The following is a 23,007-nucleotide window of genomic DNA, read 5'->3' as shown; positions in this document are numbered from 1 at the left end:
CCGCAGTCAAATTTCCATTGAGGTCCGTTACGTCGTCGTGGTCGGCGACGCCACCCACCCGCCGACCATTTACCGCGGCACTACCCGCGGCTAATCAACCGCTTGCGCCCCGCCTTAACGTGCGCCAAATGCGCCTCGTCCCACTCATAAAACCCCGCGCCGCTGCGCACACCGACTCGGCCGGCGTCCACCTGTTGCCGCAGCAGATCCAGCACGTCTTCGTCTTTGGCCAGCTCCGGCATCAGATGCGAGGCGATATCGAGGAACGTGTCGAGCCCACCCATGTCCGCGCCCTCCAGTGGCCCGACGATTCCCCAACGTCGGCCGAGCGACGCCTTCATCACGCGATCGACCACATCCGCCGTGGCCGCGCCTGAACGGACGATATTCAACGCCTCGCGCAACACCGCGAACTGCAAGCGATTGCCGACGAAACCGGGAATCGCCTTCGCCAGCACCACGGGCTCCATGCCGATCGCGCTCATCAACGCGGCGGTCTGCTGCGTCACGTCCGGCGCGGTCGCGGTGCCCGGCACGACTTCGACCAACGGAATCATGTGCGGCGGATTCCAGAAATGCGCGATCAGAAAGCGCTCTTTCGCCCGCAATGGCGCGACCAGTTGATCGGGCGGAAAACCGCTCGTGTTGCTCGCAAGAATCGCGTCGCTTGCCAGCAAAGGAGCCAGCGCCGCATACAGCCGATGCTTCAGTTCGAGCACCTCGGGAATGGCCTCGATCACGAATTGCGCCGATGCCATCACGTCGAGTTGCGCATGCGTCTCGATGCGCGCGAGCGCCGCCTGTTTAGCGGCCGAATCGATACGCCCGGCGTCGATCAGTTCGTCGAGCACCGCTTCCGCTTTCGGCGCCACGCTCGCGAGACGCGCCGGATCGACGTCGTGAACGATCGTCCTGTGTCCATGCAACGCGCTTTGCGTCGCAATACCGACGCCCATCAATCCCGTGCCGACTACGCCTATCACTGCCTTCATCACGTCCTTCTCCACGCCGCTCTCCCGCTACCGTCGATGAAAGCTTTGAAGCATAGCGCAGCGCAGCGCGTCCGTTCGCCGCCCCGAACGCAACAAAGCCGGTCTTCCGCGAGGAAGGAACGGCTTTGTCGATTTCGCGCCGCGTCTGCGGCGCTGTCACGCGCCCGTTGCTAGCGCATTAATAACGCGGGGGCGGCGGACGATGGTCGTCGTGGTGATGCGGATCGAAGTCGTGCGGATGATGACGCATCCAGTCGTCGTGCGCCCAGTAACGATGGCCGTCGTAGTAACGATCGCCGTGCCAGCCGATGTTGATCGACACGCCCACCGGCATCATGTGCGGCTGACCGTAGACCACCGGGCCCGGGCCGCCCTCGACCACGACCCGCTCCTGCGCAAAAGCGCTGCCGGCTGCCAGCAATGCGCCGCCGGCCAGAAGAGTCGCAATAATCGAACGCGATGTCTTGTTAAAGGTTTTCATAGTGACCTCCCATCAAAGTTTGGTATCAAGCCAGCGTCCGTGTGCGGTCAACCGCGACCTGAGGTTTCAGGCTCCAACCAGACGCCGTACGCTTGAGACCAACTTTAGCGGCGCAAACCGCATGAAGACGTGAGGACTTGTAAGCGCACATTTCAATGAAAGGGACCGATGAAAGGGTCGCGATTTCGCGTGGGACTCCCACCTGCAAAGCCATGCGCGACGAATCGTGCAGGCGACGCGTCAGCAGACTGTCAGCCCCCGTTACATTCATTTCGGCGCAGAAATATTCGGTGACGCGGGCAAGCCGCTGCGGCGTCGCTCCAAAAAACAAAAGCCACGGTACGCGTTTCGCGAACAGTGGCTCTAAAGATGCAGCGCACTCGAAGTGCGCGCCCGCGCGCGGTAATCCACGCTCAGGCTGGTACGACCTGATTCTCTTAGTCGCTCAGCTTGACGCCGAACAACGTGGACTGTGCACGGCGCACGCGGTCCGCTTCGCGGCTGCGCGCTTCGTACGAGTAGTCCGAATCCAGCGGCAGATGGGGCGACGCGAAGAGGTCGCTGACCTTTTGGAACAAAGCAAAAATGAAGCTCATGGCGACTCCCGGTTGATGCTGCGTTGACTAGGGTTTTCCCTTAAGAATGATTATAGGGTTTTCCCTATGCAAAATCTAGTGCGATGCAGCATTTTTTCGGGTGTGGTGCGTTGTCACCTATCTGATCGGCATGGTGCGTCGCATCATGACAACGTCCCTTTTTTTGAGATTTGGGGGAAAGAGCAGACGCAAATCCAGACCAAGCTGTCGAAACGGCCCGCGCCGCGACCAATGAAACGTTGGCGCGGCGCGGTGTTCGTTCAGTCTCAGTCTCAGTTTCAGTGCGAGTTGGAGGCTTTCGGCTTGTGCGCGTGCTGCGCGCGCGCAGCACGCTTGCTGTGCGGCGGTGTAGCGGCAGCTTGCTGAGGCGTGGTGGACGCGGCCGCAGCGGCGGCATTGGCATTCGCCGCAGCTGCGTCGGCCATCGCCATGTGCGTATCGAGCAGGCTGGTCATGGCCGCCTGCTGGTTCTGCATCAACTGTTCGATGCGATGCTGTTGGGCGGTGGTTTCGCGCGTGAGGCGCATCAACAGCAAAGTCTGCGTAATGCCGATGGCCACAGTCACCAGCAAGGCGCCCACCACGATCGGCAGCAGCCATTTCATGCGACGCGAGTGATCGCTTGCCGCGCGGCGCTGATCGGCGATCACGCCGTATAGCGCATCGACGGTATCGGCGAAGGCGGTCGCTCGTGCGCGATCGAGCTCCGGCGCGGCGCGCAGCGCAGCTGCGGCAGCTTCGGCGCGGCGCGCTTCCCGCCAGGGCTCGGCGAACGCGGCGTTGGCGGAGCCAGCGACGGTCAGCGACGGATTGACGCCTGGTTTCGGCCCGGCGGACGCTGCAACCGATTGTGGTGTGAGTCGATCGCTTGGCTCGTTCGACTCGTTCGACTCGTTCGCGCCGATGGTCGCGGCGGCATTCGTGTCGGTGGTTTTGCCCGTGTTCGCGCCGGCAGTGGCGCCGATGTCCGTGCCTGCAACCACGCCCGTGTTCGCATCTGCCGCGACGCCGTCGCTCGCGCGCATGGTCGCATCGGAAGCTGCGCTCGCGGCGCGAGTATTCGCATCAGCGGCCACACCCGCCGCACGTTCCACGTCCCGCGAAGCCGTCGTCGCCTTGGCAAACGTCGCAGCGAATCGCGGCGGCGTCTTCACGCCACCAGAGGTCGATGCCGTCGCCGAATCATCCATCGACGTGGCACCCGTCGCACTCGCCTGGCGCAGCGCGGTCACGCTGCGCGCCACCGTCGCCGCCGCCATCGCAGGCGTCAGCGGCGTCGCCGTATCGCGCGACGATGTCGATGTCGACGTCGCCAACGTCTCATCCGCGGCAGTCCGCTCCTTCGGCGTCACGTCCCCGAACGCCAGATCAGCCGCCGACGAACTCGCCGCGTCCCAAGGCTCCATATCCAGCCCGCTCAACACCGCGTTGACCGGCGTCGGCTCGTCGGCCTTCGCGGCGCGCGGCGCACGACGCGCCGACCGCGCGTCCGGCAGCGCGCCGTCGCCGGCATCGATCACGCCGACCGCGGCCAACACCACATCGGGTAATTCGAAACCATGCAGCGTGCCTTGCCGGACGTCGATATTCATCGCTTCCAGCGTCGCGCGGGTGGGATCGTCGGGGAACAGGTCAAGCGTGCTGTCGTCGCGGGCGGCATCGCTCAGTTGCGCGAGCCGTTGTGCCGAGCGCGCGGCGCGCGCCAGCTTGTTTTCGGTTTCGGTCGAGACGGTGGCCTGGCGTCGCTTCTTCGAAGCGGCGCGCGAAGGCCGGGACTGCGTGGATGCTACGGAATCTGCCATAGAGAAAAAAGCGGTCGTCGCCGGAAAGCGGGCGCCGAGCACCGCTCGTCAATGCCGTTGGAATTTTTGAGACCGCATTGTCGCATGGCCGCCCGCCCCAGCCGAAGCCATTCGCCGACGATTTTCGGCTTTTTAAGACGATGCCTCGTCCTGCCGGAACTGCTTGACGCCATGCAGTTGACGCAAGCGCGCGCAGATCGCCTCGTATTCCACATTCGACACCCGATGCAGCGTGATCATGACCTCGTCGCACTCGGGCGCGTCGTCGCTTTGCTGCATCACGAACTGCTTGACGCGCGGGCTCGCGGCGCCCAGTTCGTCGTGCAGCGAATGGAACGTCATGGCGCCGCGCTCGACGATCATCGTCAGTTGGCGCCGTTGTTTGACCGTGATGAAACGGCGCTCGAGCGGCTTGATGCCCGCGAGGATGATCAGAATGATGATGGTCGCCGCGATCGACGCCGTGTACAGCCCGCCGCCGACCGCCAACCCGATCGCCGCGACCGACCACAAGCTCGCCGCCGTGGTCAACCCGCGCACGATCTCGCCGCGCAACAGGATCGAGCCCGCGCCGAGAAAGCCAATGCCCGACACCACCTGAGCGGCCATCCGCGAAGGATCGAGTACGACGTGATCGCCAGTGAGCACTTCGGCAAACCCATAGGCCGACACGATCATGATGAGCGTCGACCCGACGCAGACCAGCATGTGCGTACGCAGCCCGGCGGCCCATGAAAGCCGTTCACGCTCAAAGCCGATCACGCTGCCGAGCGCAGCGGCGAGCACCAGACGCAAGATGAGTTCGAGATTCCCCAACATGATTTTTCCTCCTTATCGGAAATATTTGGAGTGATGTCAGCTCCTGGGTCGCAGTGCCAAACGCGACCCGTTTGCTTTATCCTAAGCCGCACGTTGCGGCGGCCGCCGTCGTGCGGAACGGAGTGGAGCGCGTCGACCGAGGCCATGCCGATTTCGAACCGCAGATCAGGAAACCGGGTAGCATCCGCGCTCACCCGCCGGTTTGCCGGCCGCCACGCCGCCGCAGTGCGTCGCACTGCGGCGCATTCCAGACAGTGGCCGGAGTCCGCAGACGCTTCGACATACCGTGTTTGACCAACCGAACGACTATGCAGAGCATGAACCCTTCCGCCGCTTCGACGAGCGCCCTCGCCACCGCGCTACGCGATCACTTCACAAGCGTGGTGCTGCCCCTGTGGCGCGGAGCGGGTTTCAACACCGCGCTGAAACTGCCGTACGAAGCGGTCAGCGCCGAGCATCACCAGCCCATGCCCGCCGAACGCTACCGGGCAATGGCATGCGCGCGACAACTGTTCGTGTTCTCGCAAGCCGGCGACGCGGCTCATGCGCAAGTGCTGTTCGACTCGCTGATGCACACCTTTCAGGACACGCGCCACGGTGGATGGTTCTACAGCGTCGACGCGCAAGGCGCGCCGCTCGACACGACCAAAGACCTGTACACGCACGCGTTCGTCGTGTTCGCCTGCGCCGAATTCGGCCGACGTTCGGGCAATCGTGACGCGCTGGAAGCCGTGCATCGCACGTCGGCGCTGATCCAGTCGAACTTCGCCGCTGAGGGCGATCTGTTCAACGCCGCGCTCACCGCCGACTTCGCAAGCGTGACGGGCACGCCGATCCAGAATCCGCTGATGCATTTGACCGAAGCCTGGCTCGCCGCCCGCGAAGCAACCCGTGACAACGCGTTCGACGCCGCATTGCGACGCCTCGCCGGCGGGATCGCGCGGCACTTCGTGCACGAGCCCACCGGTTGCGTCGCCGAATTGCCGATCGGCACGGCAGACAACCGTCTGGAACCCGGCCACCAGTTCGAATGGTTCTGGCTGGTCAAGCAGGCGGGAGGGCTGTTCGAAGGTTCGAGTCTTGCCGAAGCGTTGCCGCGCGCGTTCGCGTTTGCGCAGCAAAACGGTGTGGACGAGGAAACCGGCGGCGTGTGCGCCTCGCTCGACGAAACCGGCGGCATCAAGGACGCCACCCAACGGATCTGGGCTCAAACGGAATATCTGCGTGCGCTCGCGAGTCACGATGACCCGGCGGTGCGCGCCGCGCTGCCACGGCAAATCACGCTGTTCCAGCAACGCTTTCTGCGTCCGCAAGGCTGGTTCGAGTGCAAAACGGCGGCTGGCGACGTGGCGCGCGCCGACATGCCGTCGACCACGCCCTACCACCTCGCCACCGCCTACGACGCGTTGCCGGCCTGAGCGGCGGTTAGCGTCTTGCCGGGCATCGGCCCATGAGCCGACCGCCCGGTCGATCAATACTCTTCGCGTTCCCAAGGACCCCAGCCGCTGTCGGCTGATTTGAAACGCATATAAGTTGCGCTGTGTCCGGTGGGGGTATCCGACGTGTCGCCGAGCGGCTTTTTATCAGTCGTGTGGAGGGCGAAAGCCTGACGGTCTTCGGCATCCACGGTGATGCGACCGATCGGGTCCGGAGCGTCTTCTTGAGGGGATTTAGACTCCAATATCGCCAGATAGGGGGTCAAACGACTCCAGAACGACGTAAGTTCTTCCTGCAAATAATGTGTCAATGTTTTTCCTGGAAGAGTAATACAAACAGTTTACCCTACCGGGCGGAGCCCTCTTAAAAATGCTTTTCAGGCCTCAAAAGGGCCCGAGCGGGGGAATACCCGAATACTGGTTGATTGGCGTCCATCATAAAGACGTGATACAACTCGTACTTCGCGCTCGATCTCACGTTGAGAAATAGCGGTCGCGAATGCAACACACAACATTTATTGGATCAAAAATGGCAACAGGTACTGTGAAGTGGTTTAACGATGCAAAGGGCTTTGGCTTCATCACGCCGGACGACGGCGGCGAAGACCTGTTTGCTCACTTTTCGGAAGTTCAAGGCAGCGGCTTCAAGTCCCTGCAGGAAAACCAGAAAGTGACGTTTGAAGTTAAGCAAGGCCCGAAGGGCAAGCAGGCTGCGAACATCCAGCCGGCCTAAGTACCTTCAGGTACTTGAGGCACCCTTAGGCGCTTGCGTCTGATGCAAAATGGCCCGCTTCGGCGGGCCATTTTCTTTTGTCTGATGCTTTCTTTTTAAGCGCTTCTGAGCGCTGCGACGCTTAAATTGCGCGCATGCCAGACAACGCCATTCCGCCGGTTTGCCCGCGCACGTCGTCGAAATGTTGCGTGCGCAACACAGTTTCCGAAATTTCGAACACAGAAACGGCCTGCTTCAATTGCTGCGTCTGCTGATGCAGCGAAGCTGCTGCTGCCGCAGCCTGTTCGACCAGCGCCGCGTTCTGCTGCGTCATCTCATCCATCTGCACGACCGCCTGGTTGACCTGCTCAATCCCCGTGCTCTGCTCGAGCGACGACGCACTGATTTCCGCCATCATCTGCGTAACACGCGAGATCGACGCGGACACGTTGCTCATTGCCTCGCCGGCATGCTCGACCAGCGTCGACCCGCCCTGAATCTCGGCGACCGATTCGCTGATCAGCGTCTTGATTTCCTTCGCCGACTGCGCGCTGCGCTGAGCGAGGCCACGCACTTCGCCGGCCACCACCGCAAAACCACGGCCCTGCTCGCCCGCGCGCGCCGCTTCCACGGCCGCATTCAGCGCGAGGATGTTGGTCTGGAACGCAATGCCGTCGATCACCGAAATGATTTCCGCGATCTTGTCCGAGCTCTGCGCAATGCCGCGCATCTTGTCGACCACCTGGTTGACCACTTCGCTGCCGCGCGAGGTCGCCTCCAGCGCGGTTTCGGCCAGCGAGTTCGCTTCGCGGGCGTGATCGGCATTCTGGCGAACCGTAGCCGTCAGCTCTTCCATGCTCGACGCGGTTTCTTCCAGCGAGGCGGCCTGGTTTTCAGTGCGCGCCGACAGATCGGCGTTGCCGGTCGCGATTTCGTCGGCGCCGAGGTGAATCGAGTCGGCGGATTCGCGCACGGTCTGCACGGTGCGCGCGACGCTCGCCTGCATCTTCGCGAGGCCCGAGAACAGACGGCCGATTTCGTTGGTGCCGCGCGACGCGATCGGCTGGTCGAGGCGACCCAGCGCAATACGGTCGAAGTGACGGCCCGCTTCTTCCAGCGGCGCCACCACGCCCCGGCGCAGCGCCGCATAGACGGCGGCGGTGCCGACCACCAGCAGCACCAGAATCGCGATGCTCACGCCGCGAAACATGGCCATGCGCGTGTCGATCGAATCGAGCGATGCACGGCTGGCGGCATTGCCGAATTGCACGAAGTTATGCGACTCGACGAGGTAAGCGTCCTGGAACGACTGGGTCGGCTGATCGAGGAACGCCTGAATGTTGTTGCCATCGAGGAACTGCACGAGCTCCGCGAGCGCGTCGTGGAGCTTTTTATACCGGTCGGCGAGCGCGGCGGCGCGCGCGCTGTTCTCGTCGCTGGTCTTTTCGGCGCTCATGAAAGCGGCGAAAGACTGATCGGCGACCGTGAGCTGTTCGCGGGCGTGCTGCACGATGTCGGCCGGCTCGCCGCCGCCGCGCACCATGCGCGTACCGGCGCGCGACAGGTTGATTCGCGCATCCATCAGATGCTGGGTCGTTTCATTGACCGCGTCGACCTGCTTCAACGCGATATTCGACAAATCGCCGACGTCGTCATGAGTACGCGTGAGCGACCAGAACCCCAATCCCACCGTAACCAGCTGAAAACCGCAGAACGCGGCCAGAACACACAACAGGCCGGATGCGACCTTGATCTTGCTGAACATCGTGGACACCTGAAAGCAAAGAATGACGGGAGTTACGTCAGGGTTAACGGCAAGGCTGAGCTTTGCTTGAGATCAATGTCGGCAAAGATCGTCTTACCACCCCTTTTCATCGTCCAACTTCGCAATTCCGGTCATTTTGCACAACAATGCCGCGCATATCTTTCCGATTCACCTTGACGTGACACATCAGCGCTTCCTAGAGTGGGTAGGGACTGCACAGCGCACTCCCGTGCGGATCTCACTGCGGGCCTCGCCCCAAGGAATCACGATGACCGACCTCCTCGACCGGGCGCGCGGCGCGCTGCATGCCCAGCCGTTCAGCATGCTCCTTGGCGCCGAGTTGATGCACACCGCCAGCAACGAGCTGACGCTGTGCCTGCCGATCCGCGACGAATTGCGGCAACAGCACGGCTTCGTGCATGGCGGGGTCATCAGCTACCTTGCCGATAACGCGCTGACGTTTGCCGGCGCGCTGTCGCTGGGGCCGAGGGTGGTCACCGGCGAGTTCAAGATCAACTATCTGCGTCCGGTGATGAACGGCACGCTGATCGCGCGGGCCAAGGTGGTGTTCGCGGGGCGCTCCCAGGCGACCTGCCAATGCAACATCTATGTGATGGACGGCGACCGCGAGAAGCTGGTCGCCGTGGCGCAGGGCACGATCAACCGCATCGGCGAGTCGGGCGAGCACGAGCCGGCGGCGTAAGAACACCGGCCCTCCGCGCCAAGATGACAAAAACAAAAACAAAGGCCGTTCCGGTTTGACGCCGGAACGGCCTTTGTACTTTCTGGTTACACTGCCGGTCGCGCTTTGAGTCGTGCCCGCAGCGCGGCCCCAAAACCCGCGCGACTTACTCCGCCGCGTAAGTCTTCTGCGTCTGCTCGCCGAGACCTTCGATACCCAGGCGAATCGTCTGCCCCGGCTTCAGATACACCGGATTCGGCTTCACGCCCATGCCGACGCCCGGCGGCGTACCGGTCGAGATCACGTCGCCCGGTTGCAGGCTCATGCACTGCGACACGTACGAAACCAGCTTGGCGACGCCGAACACCATCGTCTTCGTGCTGCCGTTCTGATAACGGTGACCGTCCACCTCGAGCCACAGGCTCAGATTCTGCGGATCGGCCACTTCGTCGCGCGTGACGACCCACGGACCGATCGGGCCGAACGTGTCGAAGCCCTTGCCCTTGTCCCACGTGCCGCCGCGTTCGATCTGCCATTCGCGTTCCGACACGTCGTTGATCACGCAATAACCGGCGACGTAGTCGAGCGCGTTGGCTTCGTCGACGTATTTCGCCGCCTGGCCGATCACCACGCCCAGTTCCACTTCCCAATCGGTCTTCTTCGAACCGCGCGGAATCTCGACGTCGTCGTCCGGACCGCTGATCGCGCTCGTCCACTTGTTGAAGATGACCGGCTCGGCCGGCACCGGCAGATTCGATTCCGCCGCGTGATCCGCGTAATTCAGCCCGATGCAGATGAACTTGCCGATCTTGCCGACGCACGGCCCCATGCGCGGATTGCCTTCCACCACCGGCAGCGAAGCCGGATCGAGCGCGCGCAGTTTTGCGAGACCTTCATCGGTCAACGCCGCGCCGTCGATATCGGCAACCACGCCGGACAGATCGCGAATCTTGCCTTGCGCGTCGAGCAAGCCCGGCTTTTCCTGGCCTTTCGGCCCATAACGAAGCAGTTTCATCGTTGCACTTTCCTATCGTTCAAGGGTGTTCGGTTCGTCAATCCGTGCGTGTCAGTTCGACCAGCCGCCGTCGATCACGTGCGCGTGGCCCGTGGTGAACGACGATTCGTCGGACGCCAGATACAGCGCCAACGCGGCGATTTCTTCCGGCTTGCCGATGCGGCCCATTGGCTGACGCGCGACGAAGGCGGCCTGCACGGCGTCCAGCGTCGCGCCCTGCGCCTGGGCCTGCGCGACGATTCGCTGTTCGAGCGACGGCGAAGCCACCGTGCCCGGGCAAATCGCGTTACAGCGTACACCACGTGTGATGAAGTCCGCAGCGACCGACTTGGTCAAACCGATCACCGCCGCCTTCGACGCGCTGTACGCAAAGCGGTTCGGCACGCCCTTCACGCTCGACGCCGCCGACGACATATTGATGATCGACCCGCCGCCTTTCTCCAGCATGGCCGGCAGGAACGCACGGATCATCCGGTACATGGCTTTGGCGTTGAGGTCGAACGCGAAGTCCCAATCCTCTTCGCTGCAGTCGAGAATATTGCCCGCATGCACGAAGCCCGCACAGTTGAACAGCACGTCGATCGGGCCGAGTTCGGCGGCCAGTGCCTTGATCGCCGCGCAGTCGAGCACGTCGAGCCGGCGTGCCTCGACCGGCTTGCCGGCGAGCCCGTCGATGCGGATATCCGTCGCGATCACGCGTGCGCCTTCGCGTGCGAAGAGTTCGGCGGTCGCGAGGCCGATGCCTTGTCCCGCCGCGGTAATCAGGGCCGTCTTGCCAGCCAGTCTTTGTGTCATCTACGACTCCAGTTGAATGGGCTTGTCTCGTTTCGCTGCGTCAGTTCACAACCGGTAAAACGCCGTGGCATTGCCGCCGAACACCGCTTCGCGTTCGTCGTCGCTCAACGACGCGAGCAAGGTGGTCGCCACCGAATGCCACAGCAAATAATCGCCGTTCAGATCGAGCACCGGCCAGTCGCTGCCCCACATCAGGCGCGCCGGGCCGAACGACTTCAGCAGATGCTCGACATAGGGCCGCAGCGTGTCTTCCGTCCACCCAAGCGACGCTTCGGTGACGAGGCCCGACAGCTTGCAGTGCACGTTCGGCAATGCCGCCAGCCGCGTGATCGCTTCAGCCCAACCTGCGAAGCCCGCGCGGCCGTAGCGGATCGGCGGCTTCGCGCCATGATCGACCACGATGCGCAGCGCGGGAAAACGCGTCGCGAAGGTGTCGAAATGCTCGACATGGCGGGCGTAAATCAACGCGTCGAACGTCAGGTCGTGCGCAATCAGTGCTTCGATCGCCGGGGCGAGATCGGGATTCGCGATCCACGTGTCGTCCGGCAAATCCTGCAGCATCGGCCGCACGCCTTTGAACTTCGGCTCGTGCGCGAGCGCCCCGATCAGCGCCGGCGCGGTGGGCAATAGCAAGGGCACCCAGCCGACCACACCGGCAATGGACGGCTCATGCCGCGCGACGTCCAGCAAATAGCGTGTTTCGTCGATGGTCGGCGCGGCCTGCACCACCACCGTTCGCTCGATGCCCGCGCGTTGGCGCAACGGTTTGAGATCCGCCGGTCCGAACGGCCGGTACAACAGCTTCAGTTCCGGCGTCAGCCACTCGTAGTCGCCGCGAGCGGGGTCCCAATAGTGCTGGTGGGCATCGATTGCCATTGTCAGATTAGTCCTCGGGCGCGGGCGCGCGGCTGTCGAGCAAGCCTTCGCCGCGCAACGCGGACCACAACGCGGCGGGAATCGGCTGCCCGAACGACGCGACGTTCTCGCGCAATTCGTCGGCACTGCGCGCGCCGGTCAACACAGTGGCGACCGCCGGGTGCGCATACGGAAACTGCAAGGCTGCGGCAGCAAGCGGCACGCCATGGGCGCGGCACACGGCTTCCAGCCGCGCGACGCGCTCGATCACTTCGCGCGGCGCTGTGCCGTAGTTGAATTTCAGATCGCCCTCGACGCCGCGCGCCAGAATGCCCGAGTTGAACGCGCCGCCTAACAGGATGCTGACGCCGCGCGTTTCACATGCCGGCAACAGGTCGTCGAGTGTGGTCTGCTCAAGCAGCGTATAACGGCCCGCGAGCAGCGCGCAATCGATATCGAACTCGGCCATCGCATCGAGTATTACCGCGCCTTCGTTGACGCCGAGCCCGACGGCCTTGATCGCGCCCGACGAGCGCAGCGTGTCCAACGCGCGGAAGCCGCCGCCTTCAGTCAATTGCCGCCAGTAATGCGGATGATTGTCGCCATGCGTCATGCGGCCAATGTCGTGCACCAGCAGCATATCGATCTCGACGATGCCGAGACGCTGCTGGCTATCTTCGAACGACCGCAGAATACCGTCGTAGGTGTAGTCGTAAATCGCTTCGAAGGGTAGCGGGTTTTGCCAGCCTTCCTTGTCGTCGAACGGCGTGGTGCGCGGCACGAAGCGGCGCCCGACCTTGGTCGACAACACGTATTCGCTGCGTGGATAGCGGCGCAACACGTCACCCAGACGATGCTCGGCCTTCGTGTTGCCGTAGTGCGGTGCGGTGTCGAAATAGCGCACGCCGGCGTCCCACGCGGCAGCAATGGTGGCGTGGGCTTCTTCGTCGGATAGATCGCGGTAAAGGCCGCCGAGCGGCGCCGTGCCGAGTCCCAATCCACTCACTTGCAGCGCACCGCGACCGATGCGGCGCCGCTGCCCGATCTTCGAACCGATCGTTGCCGTCATGGAGCGCGTCTCCTGTTTTTTTACGTTTTAACATGGGCGGGCGAGATTTGCCCGCAGCTTGCCTGGCCGGCTACGAGTGACAAAGCCCCATGCGCCGCGCGGTGTAACGCGGCGCATGGCGGCTTGCCGGAAGCTCAGTGTGATTCGATCGCGACGACCCGATGCGCCGGCGCGGCGCCCGACGGCAAGCACGCCGGCCCAACCGGCTCGAACGTCTTGTAAGTCAGGATGAACTCCTGGTGCCCGAGCGTCTCCGATTTCGACGCCGTGCCGCGCGACACCGCGACCGTTTGCTCGAACACTTCGCGGCCCACTTCGTCGAGCGTGCCGCGGCCTTCGAGAATCCGGCCCGCGTCGACGTCCATGTCGCCCGCGAGATTGCGATAGGTTGCGGGATTCGCGCACACCTTGATCACCGGCGAGATGGCCGAGCCGACCACCGAGCCGCGCCCGGTAGTGAACAGAATCACATGCGCACCGCACGCGATCAGCTCGCCGATTTCCGCGTTGTCGCTAATGTTGGGAAAGCCGAAGCGCGGCTCGCCGTCCGGCACCACGTCGAGCAGATAGAGGCCGCCGGTCGGCGGAATATCGCCGGGTTTGATAATGCCGACAATCGGCGACGCGCCGCTTTTCGCGTACGCGCCGAGCGACTTCTCTTCCTGTGTGGTGAGGCCGCCGTCCGCATTGCCGACCGCGAAACTGCCATGGCCGAGTATCGAGTAATAGCGCGCCGCCTTTGCCACGCAAGCCACGATTTCATCGCCGAGTTCCGGCCGCGCCGCGCGCGTCTTCATATGAAATTCGCAGCCCACCAGTTCGCCGGTTTCTTCGAAGATACAGGTTGCGCCCGCATCGATCAGATGATCGAACGCGCGGCCTACCGCCGGGTTCGCGGTGATGCCGCTGGTGCCGTCCGAGCCGCCGCAAATCGTGCCGATCACCAGTTCGCTCAGCGCCATCGGCACTTTCGGTTGCGCGGCGAGTTGTTCGCGCACGCCGCGAATCCAGTCGACGCCATATTGAATCGTGCTGCGCGTGCCGCCCTTTTCCTGGATCGTCAGCACTTCGACCGGACGGCCGCTTGCGCGCACCGCGTCCACCAGATAATGCTTGTTCATGCTCTCGCACCCGAGCGACACGAACAGCACGGCGCCCACGTTCGGATGCGTGGTCAACCGTTCGAGCATCGTCTCGGCGTAACTATTTGGATAGCAGCCGGGAAAGCCGATCAGATGCACCGGCGGTTCGCGCTCGGCGGAAGGATCGTCGAATGCGTCGAGCGGCTCGCGGAACTGCGTGACGATTTCACGCGCCACGTGATGCGCGCATTCAACCAGATACGCTACCGCAACCACGTTGCGGATGCCTTTACGGCCGTCATTGCGCGGATAGCCTTGCAGCATTGGCGGCGCGCCGGCAGGTGCTACGGAAATGTCAGTCATGATCGTTCCAGCGCGGCGCAAGGCCACGTCGTTGTGCCCGTTTCAGTGATGGACGAACTCGTGGCCCGCGTCGTGCGTATAGGTCGGCAGATAATCGCTTTCGAGGTTGTGCGTATGCAGATGCGCGCCACGCGCCACCGCGTCCGTCACGTGACCGATCACCGCGCCGTAGCGCAGCACCTTGTCGTCTTTCGCGAGGGGATGACGTGCGACCTTGTGACCGAGTTCAATGGTTTTGGCGAGCGTCACGCGTTCGCCTTCTATTTCGACCGGCGTGCCTGCGTCGAGACGCGCCGCCGCGATCAGGCAGTTGTCGGCGGGACTGAGCAGGATCAGACGAGGATCGGTTTGCACGGGTTGGCGGGTCAAATGAGTTCTCCGGATAACGTGCGCATCAGTTCTGACCTTCGCCGCTAGCGAGCCGCGCCACCATCAGCGAGCCCAGAATGATCGCGCCGTAAATGGCCTGAATCCAGAACGACGGCACCTGCGCGAGCGTCAGCAGGTTCTGCACGACGCCGAGCAGCAGCACGCCGGTGAGCGCGCCGAACATCGTGCCCTTGCCGCCGTCGAGTGAAATACCGCCGATCACCGCCGCAGCGAACACGGTGAAGATCATGCCGTTGCCCTGGTTCGCGTTGATCGCGCCGACGTAGCCGGTCACGATCAAGCCGCCTACCGAGGCCAGCATACTGCCGAGCACGAATACGCCCCACGTGATGCGCTCCACGCGAATCCCCGCCGCGCGCGCCGCCTCCGGATTGCCGCCGATCGCGTACAACGCACGGCCCAACCGGTGATAGCGCAACACGAACGCGGCGATCGCGAAGGCCACCGCCGCGAGCCAGACGGACAACGGCAAGCCGAACACGATGGTGGTGGCGAGCGAGAAGAACGACGGCGGCATATCGAACAGCGTGCCGCCTTTGGTCGCACCGACCAGCATGCCGCGCAGCACGATCAGCATGGCCAGCGTGACGATGAAGGCATTCAGCCGCAAGCGCACCACCAGGAAGCCGTTGATCAAGCCAATCACCGCGCCCACCGCTACGATGGCGAGCAGGCCGACTGCCGCCGGCCACTGCGTGCCGAAGCCCGCGGACGCGGCCGGCATCACCAGCATTGCGCCGACGGCGGGCGCGATCCCCACGGTCGACTCGAGCGACAGATCGAATTTGCCGGTCAACACGATCAACGATTCCGCGAGCACCACCAGCGCGAGCGCCGCCGACGCGCCCAGCACGCTGATCAGATTCGCCTTCGTCAGAAAGCTGGGGCTGACGAACGCGCCGATCACGAGCAGCAACGCGAGCGCGGGCAGCAAGGCCAGTTCACGCAGCCGCGCGAGTTCGGCGCGCGCGCGTTTGCCGCGCGTCGCGGCGGCAACAGCCTGCGTCGACCCTGAGGCTGGCGCGGTGCTGAATGCGGGACTGGGCACACTATTCTTCATGGAGACTGACTCCTTCAACGGATGCGATCAGGTCGTGGTCCTGCCAACCCGCGGGAAATTCGGCCGCGACACGGCCACGGAACATGACCAGCACACGGTCACAGGTACGCAGATCGTCGAGTTCGCCGGACACGACCAGCACGGCCTTGCCCTCTTCGCGCACGCGATCCACGACGGAGAGCAACGCTTCTTTCGATTTGACGTCGACGCCCGCGGTGGGGTCGATCAGCACGAGCACGTTCGGGTTGGTGGCAAGCGCGCGCGCCATCACCACTTTCTGCTGATTGCCGCCGGATAGCCCAGACACGATGTGCTCCGGACCTTGCGCGACGATGCCGAGCGCGTCGATCATTTTCTGGCCGAACGCGTTCTTCTTCGCGGGCGGCGCGATGCCGAATTTGCCGAGCAGACGCGCGATCGTCATCGACGCGTTTTCCGCAACCGATTGCGTCAACACCAGGCCTTCGTGATGGCGATCCTTCGGCACGCAGCCGATGCCATGCGCGAGCGCAGCGGGCACATCGCCGGGCGGCAAGACCGCGCCGTCGACGCTGATCGTGCCGCGTTTGGCCGCGCGCAAACCGGCAATCGCTTCGGCGACGCTCGTGCGGCCGCTGCTCGTCGCGCCGGTCAGGCCGACCACTTCGCCGCGCTTCACGGTGAACGACACCTTGTCGTAATCGGAACCGGCAAGGTCTTTGACTTGCAATGCAATTGCCGTATCGGCGGGCAACGCGTCGCGCGCGGCCGCATCGGCGACGGCGAGGCCGCCGCGTTCGCCCGTCATCGCTTCGATCAACTGTTCGCGCGGCAACGCGGACACCGGCGCGCTGACGATATGCCGCGCGTCGCGCAGCACCGTCACGGCCTGGCAAATCTCGTACACCTCTTGCAGATGGTGAGAGATGAACAGGAAGGTCACGCCTTCGCGCTGCAATTCGCTGATACGCCGGAACAGGCGCTTGATTTCGTCGCCGTCGAGCTGCGCGGTCGGTTCGTCGAGAATGATGAAACGTGCGCCGTACGACAGTGCGCGTGCGATTTCCACCAGTTGCCGCGCTTCCACGCTTAGATCGCCGGCGCGCGCATCTTCGCGCACGTCGATCTTCCAGTGGTCGAGCAGTTCGCGCGCGTCGCGATGCATCGCGCGCCAGTCGATCACACCGCCGCGCGACGGCTGCCGGTTGATGAACAGATTCTCCGCGACGCTCAGATCGCGGATGATCGTCGAATGCTGATAGACGCAGGCCACGCGTTCACGCCACGCGTCGCGATCCGCAATCGACGGCGCCGCCGCGCCGCCGAAACGTACCTCGCCGGTATCGGGCTTGCGCAGGCCGGTGAGAATCGACACCAGTGTCGATTTCCCCGCGCCGTTGCGCCCGACGAGTGCATGCGACTCGCCAGGCATCACGCGAATGCTCACGTCGTTCAGCGCGGCCGTCGAGCCGTAGCGTTTGGTGACGCCAAACGCTTCGACCACCGGCACGGAGGCTGTCGGCTCGCTCATGTGACCGCTCATTTGACGGTATTGCCCCACAAGGCTTTATCGTCGACATTCGCCTTCGTCACGAGCGGCGCGGGCAGTTGGTCTTCGAGAATCCCCGGCGCCAACTGGATGATGTTGCTGCCGTGATCGGTCGGTCCCGGCTTGAAGGTTTGTCCCGCCAACGCGGCCTTGATATAGAACAGGCCGTATTTCGCGTACGAATCGGCGGGCTGGGACACGGTCGCGTCGATGTCGCCGCGGCGGATCGCATCAAACTCCTGCGGGATGCCGTCGTTGCTGACGATCACGACGTGCTTCGGATCGCCCACGGGAAACAGCATCTGTTTGCGGCGCAGTGTTTGCAGCGTCGGCGACAGATACACGCCGCCCGCTTGCATGTAGATCCCCTTCACGTCGGGATTCGCGGTCAGCAGACTGTCGAGCGCGGTGGCCGCCACGTCGCCCTTCCAGGCCGCCGGAATTTCCAGCACCGTCAGGCCCGGATAGCCCTTCATGCACGAGCGGAATGCTTCCGACCGGTCGCGCCCATTCACCGACGCCAGATCGCCCATGATCTGCACGACCTTGCCCGACTTCACGTGATCGCCGATGTATTTGCACGCCTTCTCGCCATACGCGCGATTGTCGGCGCGCACCACCATCGCGACTTTGCCTTGCGTCGGCGCGACGTCCACGGCCACTACGGGGACGTTTTTCGCCGCAGCGGCGTCGAGCGCGCGGCTGATCGCCGCCGAATCCAGCGGGCCGACCACGATGCCCTTCGCACCGAGGTTCAGCAGGTTGTTCATGTCGGTGATCTGCTGCGCGGGATCGCCGTTCGAGTTGACCGGCGCGAGGATATCGAGGCCCGAGTCCTTCGCGTACTTGGGCAGATAGTTGTTGTACGACTGCCAGAACGGCGACGTGAGCAGCGGCAGATCGAGGCCGATCTTGCCGGTATCGGCCTGGGCTGTACCGGCAGCGCCGAGGCTGGCGATGCACGCCGCGGCGGCTATGGCGAAGAGCGAACTGCGGAACGAACGGCGGACCGCGTGCGGCCCTTTGGCGAACGACATGGTTGTCTCCTATGTCGGAGCACGGAGTTAGTGCGTGTGCACTGACGCCAGCCCCAAGGCACTGCGTTGTGGGAACGGCGTGGACCGGACCTTGGCGGCCGGCACTTCGTCCTGCGCTTTCTTATCGTGTATTGGTGTGCGTCTATTCACCAATGAACGTATTATTCATATACGGACTTTTCGAAGTCAAGGAAAGTGCACTGCAGCATGCCCCCGTGTTTTCCCTGGACATCGGTCCGCTCGCTAGAGATTCACCACGCACTTACACTCACGCGCCAGATAATGAGAAAAAGCCACGGAACCTCGCTCACCATGGACGCAGACGACAAAGACGACGCCGACCGATACCGCGCCCCCGCGCTCGACAAGGGCCTCGATATTCTGGAATTGCTCGCCGAGCAGAAAGACGGACTGACGCGCGCCGAAATCACCAAGTCGCTGGGACGCAATGCCAGCGAGATGTACCGGATGCTCGAACGTCTGGTTGCGCGCCAGTACGTGGTGCGCTCGGCCGCCGGCGATCGCTATTCGCTGAGCCTGAAGCTGTATGCACTCGCACACCGTCATCCGCCGATGAACCGTCTGATCGCCGAAGCCTTGCCGCTGATGCAGCGCTTCGCCGATGCTGCCGAACAATCGTGTCACCTCGTGGTGTACGACCGCGGCAATCTGCTGGTGATCGCCCAGGTGGATGGACCCGGCACGTGGGGCATGTCGGTGCGGCTCGGCTCGCGGGTCGGCTTGATCGACACCGGTTCAGGACGCGTAATGCTCGCGTTTCAAAGCATCGAACAGCGTCAGCAGATGCTGGCCGAACACACCCGCGTGAAGGGCGAGGTCACGATTGATCGCGACGCGCTCGAACAGGCCTGCGAGCGGATTCGCACGGCCGGCTTCTCGCAGAAGGACAGCCAGCAGACCTTCGGCGTGACCGACGTCACGTTTCCGATCCAGGGGCCGGCTGGCCAGGCGATCGCGGTGCTCACCTGCCCGTACCTGCGACGTATCGACGAATACGTCGCGCCGACGCTGGAAGCCGCGACCACACTGCTACGCGAGACGGTGCAAGCGTTGTCGATGTTTCGCGAGGACGTCGGCTAGCGCGACGTCCGGAGAGGGCGTCGTCGAACCGTGCCGCGTCGAAACTTCGTCGAAAATCGGTCGCTCGCGCACATGGTTTAGAATGGCGACCCTCTCAAATTTAAGCCGCATGGGTTCGCTCATGCGCGCGCATCGATAAGCAATGGCGAAACTTCTGACCGATTCCGAATTCCAGCGTTTTTCCGAACTCCAGCAGAAGCAGTCGAGCTTCACGATCACGCCCGAAGAAGCCGACGAACTGCGCGACATCGTCGCGCATGCGCAAAAGCGCCGCGACGACCGCGCTGCGGCGATGCAAAGCATCGAGACGTTTATTCAGCAATTCGACATCAGCCCGGACGAGCTGTTTTCGGCCGAGCAGATCGGCGACGCCGCGCGCATGTTCGGTCTGATTCCGGCCGCCAAGAAGGAACGCGTGCTGCCGCCGCAGTTCACGTTCAACGGCAAGCCATATCAGTGGACCAACCGTACGCTGCCGGACGATATTCGCGTGCCCCTGTTCGACGCGTTCAAGGCCGGTGAATCGGTGAAGTCGTTCATCGCCACGCTGAAGGATGCGAACCGTTGCGCGGCGACGATTGCGCGTCTGGAGCGCGAGACCGGCGCCGTGTATGCGGATGCGTGGCTGGAAGAGTTGTCGGTGACGCGTGCGCAGGTCGATGAGGCCGTGGCCAAGCTGCCGGCTTAAGCAGGTTGTGTCGTGGATTTAGCGTCGAGTGAGGCTGTGCAAGTCTCACTCGACGCTATTTTTTTTGCGCCGACTTGGCGGTGACGTTGGTCGCTTCGGTCGCGTCGGCCACTTCGTCTAGCGCCATGCGGAAGCCGACCACGCTCGGGTCTTCCGTCGGCGTGACGGTGAAACCGCAGGCTTTGGCGAGCGCGATCATCGGACCGTTTTCCCGCAACGCCTCGCCCACCAGCCAGTGAGTACCGCGCGCCCGCGCGTATTTGATGATACGGTCCATCAGCAACTGACCGAGCCGCCGGCCTTTCTGGTCCGAGCGCACCGCTACCGCGAATTCAGCCGTTTCGTTGTCGGGATCGGCCACCGCACGCACCACGCCGAGCGTGCGTGTGAAACCTTCGTCGCTCGTGACGGTAGCGATCAGCGCCATCTCGCGGTCATAGTCGATCTGCGTCATGCGCGCGAGTTGCGAGTGGTCGAAACTGCCCACTGCGCCGAAAAACCGCAGGCGCAAATCTTCCGGCGTCATCGCTTCGACGAAGTCATGATGCGCGGCCTCGTCTTCGGGACGGATCGGCCGCACCGTCACCTGCAAACCTTGCCAGTCGAGCGTCTCTTCGAAGCGGCGCGGATACGGCACGATCGCGAGCCGGCTGCGCGTGGTGGCAATGCTTAGCGTGGGGTTGACGACCACCACGTGTTCCTTGAAAACCCGCAGCGTCAATGCCAGACCCACGATTTCCTTGACGTCGCACACTGCCTGCGAAAGCGCCGTCAACGCGGCCAGCGCCGGCTCGGGCGACACCAGCCGCGCATAGCGCGAACGTGTGACGATGTCGCGCGCCAGCATCGGATTCAGCGGTGGCAGGCCGTAGACGCGCAGCGCTTCGGATACGCCATCCACCGACGGCGCGACGAAGCGGAAGACCGGGCCGAAGTTGTCGTCGTCGTGAAGTTCAACGGCAATGTCGACGACGGGCCGCGTGGACGGTGCGGCGTCGCTTTCGGCGAAATCGGGTTGCGCCTCGACCCGCAAGCCGAAACGCCGGAGAAAGGTCATCGCCGCCGCGCCGGTGAGTTGGCGCTCACCGGCCGTCAGCGCCGCGCGCGCTTGCGCCTGCGCGGCGTCGATCGCCGCCGGAATCTGCGCCGGCAAACCTTCCGGTGTCTGCATCAGCAATTCGCGTCCCATCCGGTAATCGATCAGACGAGCGAAGGCGCGGGCGAGCCGCTGCGGCGTCGTATGAACCGGAATGCCCTGCGCGTGCAAGGCGTCGCGCGTGGCGGCATCCACGCCGCCGAAGAAGCACGCCAGCAAGCCACGGTACGCGAACCGCTGGCTTGCGATCAGCGCCTGCGCGACTTCGCCGACCGGCGCGCCATGCGTCGATGCATGCACGACGAATGCCGTGCCGGTGCTGCGATGGTCCGCGAGCAACTTGAGCGCGGTGCCGAAGTGCTCCGGCCGGGCGTCGTCGCCCAGTTGCAGCGGGTTGCCGCCCACCGCGTGCGGCAACACCTGGCGCAGCGCCTCCGACGCTTCGTCGGGCCACGGCGCGAGCGTGTCGCCGGCGGCCGCGAAGGCGTCGCAAGCGAGCGTGGCGAGGCCCCGGTCGCTGGTGATCAGCGTCGCCGTCGCGCCTGCCGCGACGCGGCCCACGCCGAGCGTTTCGATTTCGTCGAGCAGATCGTCGAGCGCGTCGACGCGCACCATGCCGGCCCGGCGAAACGCGGCCGTGTAGAGCGCATCGGCGGGATCGGCGCGTCCTGAACGCAACGCCAGCACCGGCTTGTTGCGCGCCGCCGCGCGCGCCGCCGACATGAACTTGCGTGCCGCCCGCACACTGTCGAGTTCGAGCAGAATGGCGCGCGTGCCGGGATCGCTCGCCAGATAATCGAGGACGTCGCCCGCATCCACATCGGCCTCGCCGCCCAGCGCGACCGCGTGCGAAAACCCGAGCCCTCGCGCATGCGCCCAGCCGAGCACGGCATTGGTCAGCGCGTTCGACTGCGAGACCCACGCGACGCCGCCCGCCTTGACCGTGCACGACGGCGCGCCAAGATGCGCACGCAGCGCCGGCGACACCACGCCGAGGCTGCCAGGTCCGACGATCCGCAGCAGATGCGGCCGCGCAGCCGAAAGCGCGTGGCGCAACGCGAGCCGGTCGTCATCGCTGCGCGCCTCGCCGACGATAATCGCCGCCCGCGTGCCCAGCCCGCCGAGTTTGTGGATGATGCCGGGCCACGTGGCCGGCGGCGTGCAGATCACCGCGACGCTCGGCGCCTGCGGCAGATCGCCGACGTCGCCGATCACCTTGTGGCCGCCCAAGGTCGCGTGATTCGGATTGACCGGCCACAGCGGACCGTCGAAGCCGCCTTCCAGCACGCGCGCCCACACCATCGCGCCGGTGCTGCCCGGCCGCTCGGAAGCGCCGATCACGGCGACGGATTTGGGTCGGAATAAGGCGTCAAGGTTGCGGACGGTCACGGGCGCTCCGTAGAGTGGGAAGGCGCGGCGGCCTGATCGCCGGACGCGCGTTTCGTCAGGATAGGCGAAGTCGGGCGCTTGCGCGGTGCTTCGCGAGCGCTCGCGTGACAAGTTGCGGTTTCCGCTTGATGTTCATCTTCATGCCACGGAATTTTTTCCGACGCCCCAAGCACAATATCCAGCGCCAATGCGACAATCCCAAGCGATGCCAAGCGGCATCGCCTGAAAAAAGACGCTAGCCGATCACGGCTCGC

General features: G+C 64.0%; 22 protein-coding genes. 5 read left to right on the top strand and 17 right to left on the bottom strand.

The features are described 5' to 3' along the window. Window positions 1-80: 80 nt before the first annotated feature. The 5 genes from FA94_RS35645 to FA94_RS35630 form a co-directional block, all read right to left on the bottom strand. Window positions 81-992, bottom strand: a complete 912-nt coding sequence (locus FA94_RS35645) for a 3-hydroxyacyl-CoA dehydrogenase family protein (RefSeq protein WP_176060997.1) — start codon at window positions 990-992, stop codon at window positions 81-83. A gap of 178 nt (window positions 993-1,170) precedes the next feature. Then, window positions 1,171-1,473: a hypothetical protein gene (locus tag FA94_RS35640; RefSeq protein ID WP_035560919.1), complete on the bottom strand. Its 303-nt coding sequence runs from the start codon at window positions 1,471-1,473 to the stop codon at window positions 1,171-1,173. Window positions 1,474-1,910: 437 nt separating this feature from the next. Further along, complete coding sequence (locus FA94_RS39305; protein ID WP_167444630.1) at window positions 1,911-2,069, bottom strand: hypothetical protein; 159 nt, start codon at window positions 2,067-2,069, stop codon at window positions 1,911-1,913. A 278-nt stretch (window positions 2,070-2,347) separates the two neighbouring features. Beyond that, window positions 2,348-3,871, bottom strand: a complete 1,524-nt coding sequence (locus tag FA94_RS35635) for a hypothetical protein (RefSeq protein WP_035564019.1) — start codon at window positions 3,869-3,871, stop codon at window positions 2,348-2,350. Between the two features lie 132 nt (window positions 3,872-4,003). Beyond that, window positions 4,004-4,690 carry an MgtC/SapB family protein gene (locus FA94_RS35630; protein ID WP_035560916.1) on the bottom strand — a complete coding sequence of 229 codons (687 nt, stop codon included), beginning with the start codon at window positions 4,688-4,690 and terminating at the stop codon, window positions 4,004-4,006. A gap of 308 nt (window positions 4,691-4,998) precedes the next feature. Between FA94_RS35630 and FA94_RS35625 the strand changes: the two genes are divergently transcribed. Further along, the gene (locus FA94_RS35625; protein WP_035560914.1) at window positions 4,999-6,108 is read left to right on the top strand and encodes an AGE family epimerase/isomerase; all 1,110 of its coding nucleotides are present in this window, start codon (window positions 4,999-5,001) and stop codon (window positions 6,106-6,108) included. A 53-nt stretch (window positions 6,109-6,161) separates the two neighbouring features. Here the strand turns inward: FA94_RS35625 and FA94_RS38390 are convergent, their stop codons facing one another. Continuing rightward, window positions 6,162-6,437, bottom strand: coding sequence for a hypothetical protein (locus tag FA94_RS38390; protein ID WP_081936305.1), 276 nt, complete (start codon window positions 6,435-6,437; stop codon window positions 6,162-6,164). 218 nt (window positions 6,438-6,655) lie between these two features. On the opposite strand from FA94_RS38390, the gene FA94_RS35620 reads away from it, so the two are divergent. Beyond that, a complete protein-coding gene (locus FA94_RS35620; protein ID WP_007178724.1) occupies window positions 6,656-6,859 on the top strand; it encodes a cold-shock protein in 204 nt (67 codons plus the stop codon). A gap of 121 nt (window positions 6,860-6,980) precedes the next feature. On the opposite strand, the gene FA94_RS35615 is transcribed toward FA94_RS35620, so the two are convergent. Further along, window positions 6,981-8,603, bottom strand: a complete 1,623-nt coding sequence (locus tag FA94_RS35615; RefSeq protein WP_035560911.1) for a methyl-accepting chemotaxis protein — start codon at window positions 8,601-8,603, stop codon at window positions 6,981-6,983. 268 nt (window positions 8,604-8,871) lie between these two features. Between FA94_RS35615 and FA94_RS35610 the strand changes: the two genes are divergently transcribed. Beyond that, window positions 8,872-9,306, top strand: coding sequence for a PaaI family thioesterase (locus tag FA94_RS35610; RefSeq protein ID WP_035560908.1), 435 nt, complete (start codon window positions 8,872-8,874; stop codon window positions 9,304-9,306). A gap of 145 nt (window positions 9,307-9,451) precedes the next feature. Here the strand turns inward: FA94_RS35610 and FA94_RS35605 are convergent, their stop codons facing one another. From FA94_RS35605 to FA94_RS35565, 9 genes are all read right to left on the bottom strand, one after another. Next, window positions 9,452-10,300 carry an ureidoglycolate lyase gene (locus tag FA94_RS35605; RefSeq protein ID WP_035560905.1) on the bottom strand — a complete coding sequence of 283 codons (849 nt, stop codon included), beginning with the start codon at window positions 10,298-10,300 and terminating at the stop codon, window positions 9,452-9,454. Between the two features lie 51 nt (window positions 10,301-10,351). Further along, window positions 10,352-11,095, bottom strand: coding sequence for an SDR family oxidoreductase (locus FA94_RS35600; RefSeq protein ID WP_035560902.1), 744 nt, complete (start codon window positions 11,093-11,095; stop codon window positions 10,352-10,354). Window positions 11,096-11,140: 45 nt separating this feature from the next. Further along, complete coding sequence (locus FA94_RS35595) at window positions 11,141-11,971, bottom strand: amidohydrolase family protein (RefSeq protein ID WP_035560899.1); 831 nt, start codon at window positions 11,969-11,971, stop codon at window positions 11,141-11,143. 7 nt (window positions 11,972-11,978) lie between these two features. Further along, a complete protein-coding gene (locus FA94_RS35590; protein WP_035560896.1) occupies window positions 11,979-13,019 on the bottom strand; it encodes an aldo/keto reductase in 1,041 nt (346 codons plus the stop codon). A 134-nt stretch (window positions 13,020-13,153) separates the two neighbouring features. Next, on the bottom strand, window positions 13,154-14,464 hold the full coding sequence (locus FA94_RS35585; protein ID WP_051981107.1) for a UxaA family hydrolase: 1,311 nt from the start codon (window positions 14,462-14,464) through the stop codon (window positions 13,154-13,156). Between the two features lie 42 nt (window positions 14,465-14,506). Beyond that, window positions 14,507-14,833, bottom strand: a complete 327-nt coding sequence (locus FA94_RS35580) for a UxaA family hydrolase (protein WP_035560891.1) — start codon at window positions 14,831-14,833, stop codon at window positions 14,507-14,509. Window positions 14,834-14,858: 25 nt separating this feature from the next. After that, window positions 14,859-15,914, bottom strand: coding sequence for an ABC transporter permease (locus tag FA94_RS35575; RefSeq protein WP_035560888.1), 1,056 nt, complete (start codon window positions 15,912-15,914; stop codon window positions 14,859-14,861). Continuing rightward, a complete protein-coding gene (locus tag FA94_RS35570; protein ID WP_156126780.1) occupies window positions 15,904-17,424 on the bottom strand; it encodes a sugar ABC transporter ATP-binding protein in 1,521 nt (506 codons plus the stop codon). The genes FA94_RS35575 and FA94_RS35570 overlap by 11 nt, the downstream gene beginning before the upstream one ends. 8 nt (window positions 17,425-17,432) lie before the next feature. Continuing rightward, a complete protein-coding gene (locus tag FA94_RS35565; RefSeq protein WP_035560882.1) occupies window positions 17,433-18,479 on the bottom strand; it encodes a sugar ABC transporter substrate-binding protein in 1,047 nt (348 codons plus the stop codon). A gap of 312 nt (window positions 18,480-18,791) precedes the next feature. Here FA94_RS35565 and FA94_RS35560 point away from each other — a divergent pair, with 312 nt between their 5' ends. Together FA94_RS35560 and FA94_RS35555 are read left to right on the top strand one after the other, a co-directional pair. Next, complete coding sequence (locus tag FA94_RS35560) at window positions 18,792-19,580, top strand: IclR family transcriptional regulator (RefSeq protein WP_035560879.1); 789 nt, start codon at window positions 18,792-18,794, stop codon at window positions 19,578-19,580. A 142-nt stretch (window positions 19,581-19,722) separates the two neighbouring features. Further along, entirely contained in the window at window positions 19,723-20,268 is a 546-nt protein-coding gene (locus FA94_RS35555) for a hypothetical protein (RefSeq protein WP_035560877.1), read from the top strand. Window positions 20,269-20,323: 55 nt separating this feature from the next. On the opposite strand, the gene FA94_RS35550 is transcribed toward FA94_RS35555, so the two are convergent. Beyond that, window positions 20,324-22,753, bottom strand: coding sequence for a bifunctional acetate--CoA ligase family protein/GNAT family N-acetyltransferase (locus tag FA94_RS35550; RefSeq protein WP_035560874.1), 2,430 nt, complete (start codon window positions 22,751-22,753; stop codon window positions 20,324-20,326). Between the last annotated feature and the right edge of the window lie 254 nt (window positions 22,754-23,007).

The organism is Burkholderia sp. 9120 (assembly GCF_000745015.1).
Classification (GTDB): domain Bacteria; phylum Pseudomonadota; class Gammaproteobacteria; order Burkholderiales; family Burkholderiaceae; genus Paraburkholderia.
The sequence above is the reverse complement of the archived record's forward strand: the minus strand, read 5'-3'. Positions and strand labels throughout refer to the sequence as shown.